We start from the raw sequence: 4,604 nt of genomic DNA, 5'->3' as shown, positions 1-4,604 counted from the left end.
GCGGGATCCTGACCTCATGAGCGCACCTTCGTCCCGCACCACGGTCTTCGAGCAGCAGATTCCCGACTGCCTATCCGTTGTCGGGCCCGGCTGGCGTCCTTTGCTCATCCGGTTGCACGAACAGCTCCTCGCCCTGGCACCGGACTACCGCCTGGAGGAACTCACCCCGAAGCTCGGCGGACTCAGGATCTACGTCGCGGACCGGTTCGAGGACGACGGCGAATTCGACGGCACCTGGGCGGACACGGCCGGCCGCCTTGCCGAGGCCGTCGAGCTCGAGGCGGAGAAGACCTGCGAAGACTGTGGGGCCCCCGGCCGCACCAGCTTCCACGGCGACCGACACGGCACCTGGATCCGCACGCTCTGCGACAGCTGCAACAGCATCCCCGCCCCGCCGCAGCCATCGGACCAAGGGGACTGACCTCTCCCTACAGCAAGGTCGACGGGACTGGCTGCTGAAGAGCACCGGCCCGATGGCCTCACGTGCATCCCCGTCCACATCCTGACCGGCGACGCCGACCCGACGATCCCGCTCATCCAATCCCTGCGCCTGGCCGCCAAACTGCCCCGCGCGCCTTCACGTTGTCGCCGGTGGAGCCACTGTCGGCCCACGCAACACCCCGTAGAGACGCCTGCGGTTATTGAGCGCGGAGCGCGGACTGTGGGTGCTGGACGCTCAAGGCCTTGACGCCCCTGGCCTGCGTCGTGGGAAATCTGTGGCAACAGGCCGGGAAACGATCTATGCGTCGGGCTCATGAGGCCTGATCCTGGCGTTTCGTCGGTGTCCCAGACCACTGCCGTGACCGAGGCGGAGAAGGAAGGGCGCCCTTGTTCGCGCCGGTGCCGGGATCGACGATACCGCCCTGGCGGGACGGGGTGCCGGTGACGGTTCTGGCGCCGGCCGCCTTCGCGGGTACGGGCGGCTTCATCGTCGACGACGGGCAGCACCAGGCGCAGCACGCCGCGGGCGATCGGCTCCGCTCCCATGCGCTCGATCTTCAGGTCCGGCGCGCACGGCTCACGGTCGGAGAGCTTCCACGCACTGTCGGTGAGCCACGGGTGCGCAATGAGGATCAGGGCGCGGTCGTGCTGGACGAGGCGGGCGGCGGGCTGCATGGTCCCACCAGGCGCGGTACGGCTCAACGGTCCTGGGCCGCATGCCCACCGCGCGGCGCCGACGGACGTGGGCGGCCCGGTGACGACGGGGGAGGCGGCACCGGACCTACTCAAACCGTACTTGCATTGCGGCCACGGGCGGCGAAACTCACGGCTTCAGGCGGTGGCTGCGAGGTCCTCCTGCCGGGGCGCAGCGCCGTCGGACTCGCCCGGAACTGTGGGGAGCGCCTCGGGGTGGTGCTTGAGCGTCATCCGTGCCGAGACGAGAGCGGCGCCCTCGTACTCGGCCCAGTGCGGATGCGAGTAGACCAGGCCGGCCGCCTCGGCGAGTTCGTGCCGCAGCTTCGCGTACTCGGCCCCTTCGTCGTCGCTCCACCCTGGCGAGGCCGGGCGCGACGAGACGTAGCCCCGCAGCTTCCCGCCGTGCGGGGTTTCTGGCTCCTCCCACCCGTCCAGGGGTTCCACGGACCACGGCAGGGTGGGCCGCTTCACGAAGGAGCGGAGGTCGGCGTACAGCTCGGCCGCGAGCTTCTGGGCGGCGAGCAGATCGGGCGGGAACGAGTAGGCGTCGGAGGCGTCGGTCATGCTCTCGAGAATAGTTCGGTCGTCTGACAGTCCATGGCCGCGGCCGGGCCCGCGGGGGCGTGGGGCCGGGCTACAGGTAGTTGTGGTGCTCAGCCCAGAAGCAGCCGTTGTTCAGTGCCAGGTCGGTGAGCCAGAGCGTGACGCGGCGCCCGGCCACGACCTCCTCGACCTACTTGCCGGCCGGGGCCGCGCTGCGGAAGTCATGGCGGATCTCGATGCCGTCGAGGCGGACGATCGCCTTGTAGCGGCGGATGGTGCGCTGCGCCATGGGGTGGCCTCTCGTGCGTGGGGCGCCCCGGGCGGGCTCCCTCACCTCCTAGGCGTGGCGCACCCGGCCCGGCACAGAGCCAGCCGCCGATCCGAATACGCCAGAAGGGACGAAAGGGCATCGGGGACCTCGACGAGGTCGATTGACGCACCCTCCGGCGATGAGGTCCTGAAAGATGCGGGGGATGCGTCGGCAGCAGGAAACCTCTGGAGGATCTCCAAAAGCGTAATTGCGGGCGTTGCAAGTTCCGCGAGTTGGGCTTCGCCTGGGTGGGCGCCGAGGCCTGCTCTTCCGAGCGGGGCTGGTCCCTCGCCGGCTCGGCCCTATCTGAACAGGCCGATCACGTGGTCGACAAGCCAGAGAAGGATGCAGCCGCCAAGGACGTAGACGTAGAGCATGGGGTTGATGCGCTCGGCGTTGGACGGCAGTTCGTCGTCAGCGGGGGCACCACCCCCATGGGCTGTGTCGTGGTGGCTCTGGCGCACTGTCTCAGCTTCTTCACGGCTCATGTACGGCCACGTCAGGTTGCAGGTGCCGCACCGGTAGCGCCTGGCCATGGGTTGCCTCCGCCTGGTGGTGATGCTGTTCCAGGTGAGAGTGCCATGGGAGGCCGGGCAGTTGGGAGTCAGATGTGGATTTCGGACGGCAAGGCGACCGAGCAACCCCATTGGCAATATGTCCAATATGTATTGGTAGGCGTGGTAGCGCGTTGGTAGGAGGTAGGGGTGGGGGGTCGGGTTTTGGCGGGGGAGTGGTGCGCCTTCTGGCGCTCCCCCGGCGGGCCGCAGAATCGGGCGGCCGGCCGGGGGCTGGACGGATGTGTCAGGCCAGCTCTTCCTGCCCCTCATCCTTGACCAGGGAGAGGGTCTCCGAGGGCGCTCCCGTAGGGGTCTGGTGAGGGGTGAGATCGGGCACCAGATGGGCGGGCAATCGAGGGGTGCGACCGAGGGCCACGGAGAGGTCCTCAACGTGCACTCCGGGCTTGTTCGACTTCCGTCCGTCGATCTTGAAATACATCTGATCGCGCACGGGAATTTCGATGGACCGAAGGAGGGCGACGAGCCGCGGTTCATCCCAGTCCGGCAGGTGCCCGCGGTCCTGGAGTAGGTTCAGGAGTGCTCCGATGCGGACCCCCTTGGTTCCGTGGTGGACGGCGGTGGCGACTTCACGCTCTACGAGGGTCCACCACGCCTGGGCCTTCTCCTGCCTGGCGTCGAGGGGGTCGTCGACTCCCCTGTCAGGCTCCCCTGATTCGTGATCTTGTTCGTCGGCTGCGTCCTCGTAGTCGGGCTCCTCGGGGTCGTAGCCGCCTTCTTCCTCTTCCTTGGTCTCCAGCGGTTGTGCATCTCCGCTGCCTGTCTCGCGCTGTCGCTGGAGTTTCGGGTTGTGCAGGGCCATGCCGCCGCAGGCCAGCATCCAGCCAGGGACCGCGGTGAGCGTCCACCAGGGGTAGTGGTAGGCGAGTACGCCGCAGACGAACAGCAGGCCCATCCACGCGAAGAGCCGGTTGGTGGTCTCCCCCTTCTCTGCGGTGGTCCACCGCACCGCAGCGCCGAGGATCTGGCGTGTGGAATTCATGATCGTCACCGGATGGACTACGGCTCGCAGGTCTTCGATCTCCTCTGCCATCGTCAGACCCCCATCAACTGGAACGGGATGGAGAAGATCTGGACGATTGCCTGCCAGATAGTGCCGTCGGCTGCTTCGAACGCTGCACCCATGAGCATGCCCAGGAAAACCCCGCTGACCGGAACAATCCTGGCGAACAGGGACAGGGCGATAAGAACGAGGGCCACGCCGGTCATTTTGATGGCGCCAAGCGCCGGATTCTCGGCCAGCCCGACGACGACCGAGTGAATCGCATCCCCAATGTTGCGAGTGAATCCGGTGGAGCGCAGGAATGCGAGCTCGCCGAAAATACCGACGATCTGAGCGGGGCCGGAAGCGAGCCTCTTCCTTCCCCTGCCGATTACGCCGTAGACCATGACGATGATCAAGACGAGTGAAACGCTCCCGGCTGAAGCCACGCCGACGGCCCCAGAGAGGCTTCCCGTGGCAATAGTTAAGTCCTGCACGTGAGGTATTTCCCTTCAATAGATCAGCTGGAAAGGCCGAACTGGCCGAGAGAGAGCGCAATCGTCGTGGTGAAAATGCGTAGGGCGCAGGCGATAGGCCATGGCAGATGACTGATCCTGCGATCAATCAGCCACCAGGAGAGGCCAGCGGCAGCGAGCCCTGACCCAAAGGGCACCCAGTAGGACGGGGCGATGCCCTGTGCGGCGAGATAGCCAGTCGCGACCTCACCCCCGGGCCCGTAGAGGAAGGCGCCGGAGCCGAACGTCACGGCACCGCGAATCAGAGCGCCGTAGGGCAGGCCCGAGAGCGTCCTCGTTAGCTTCCAGACGAGGGGCATGGCTGTGAGGGCAAGGAAGCTGCCGACCATTCCTGACGGCTCCGAGACCGCAGCGCTCAAGAACGGCTGGACGTGCTGACTCAGGTGGAAAAAGTAGAAGGCCGCTACCGCAGGTGCGTAGCCGAGTCCCATCCGGCGGCGTGCGGCCAGGCCGCCAAGACTCCTGACAACCCCGGCGGCCGTGGCCGCCGGGCGCTCGCCCGTCCAAGCCCAGCTGAGGCG

6 protein-coding genes are annotated in these 4,604 nt (G+C 67.1%); 1 reads left to right on the top strand and 5 read right to left on the bottom strand.

Going from position 1 to position 4,604, the window contains the following annotated elements:
• The first annotated feature begins 16 nt into the window (after nt 1-16).
• Complete coding sequence (locus ACWFR4_RS47255) at nt 17-421, top strand: hypothetical protein (RefSeq protein ID WP_453657976.1); 405 nt, start codon at nt 17-19, stop codon at nt 419-421.
• 851 nt (nt 422-1,272) lie between these two features.
• On the opposite strand, the gene ACWFR4_RS47250 is transcribed toward ACWFR4_RS47255, so the two are convergent.
• From ACWFR4_RS47250 to ACWFR4_RS47230, 5 genes are all read right to left on the bottom strand, one after another.
• Complete coding sequence (locus ACWFR4_RS47250; protein ID WP_453657974.1) at nt 1,273-1,701, bottom strand: hypothetical protein; 429 nt, start codon at nt 1,699-1,701, stop codon at nt 1,273-1,275.
• A 591-nt stretch (nt 1,702-2,292) separates the two neighbouring features.
• A complete protein-coding gene (locus ACWFR4_RS47245) occupies nt 2,293-2,526 on the bottom strand; it encodes a hypothetical protein (protein ID WP_453657972.1) in 234 nt (77 codons plus the stop codon).
• 265 nt (nt 2,527-2,791) lie between these two features.
• Nucleotides 2,792-3,547, bottom strand: coding sequence for a hypothetical protein (locus ACWFR4_RS47240; RefSeq protein WP_453657970.1), 756 nt, complete (start codon nt 3,545-3,547; stop codon nt 2,792-2,794).
• A gap of 53 nt (nt 3,548-3,600) precedes the next feature.
• Complete coding sequence (locus tag ACWFR4_RS47235) at nt 3,601-3,966, bottom strand: hypothetical protein (protein WP_453657968.1); 366 nt, start codon at nt 3,964-3,966, stop codon at nt 3,601-3,603.
• A 101-nt stretch (nt 3,967-4,067) separates the two neighbouring features.
• A partial coding sequence (locus ACWFR4_RS47230) for a hypothetical protein (RefSeq protein WP_453657966.1) occupies nt 4,068-4,604 on the bottom strand: 537 nt, incomplete at its 5' end.

The sequence above is a fragment of the Streptomyces sp. NPDC055140 genome (genome assembly GCF_053607285.1).
Note: the sequence above shows the minus strand (reverse complement) of the source record. Positions and strands in the feature narration are given on the sequence as shown.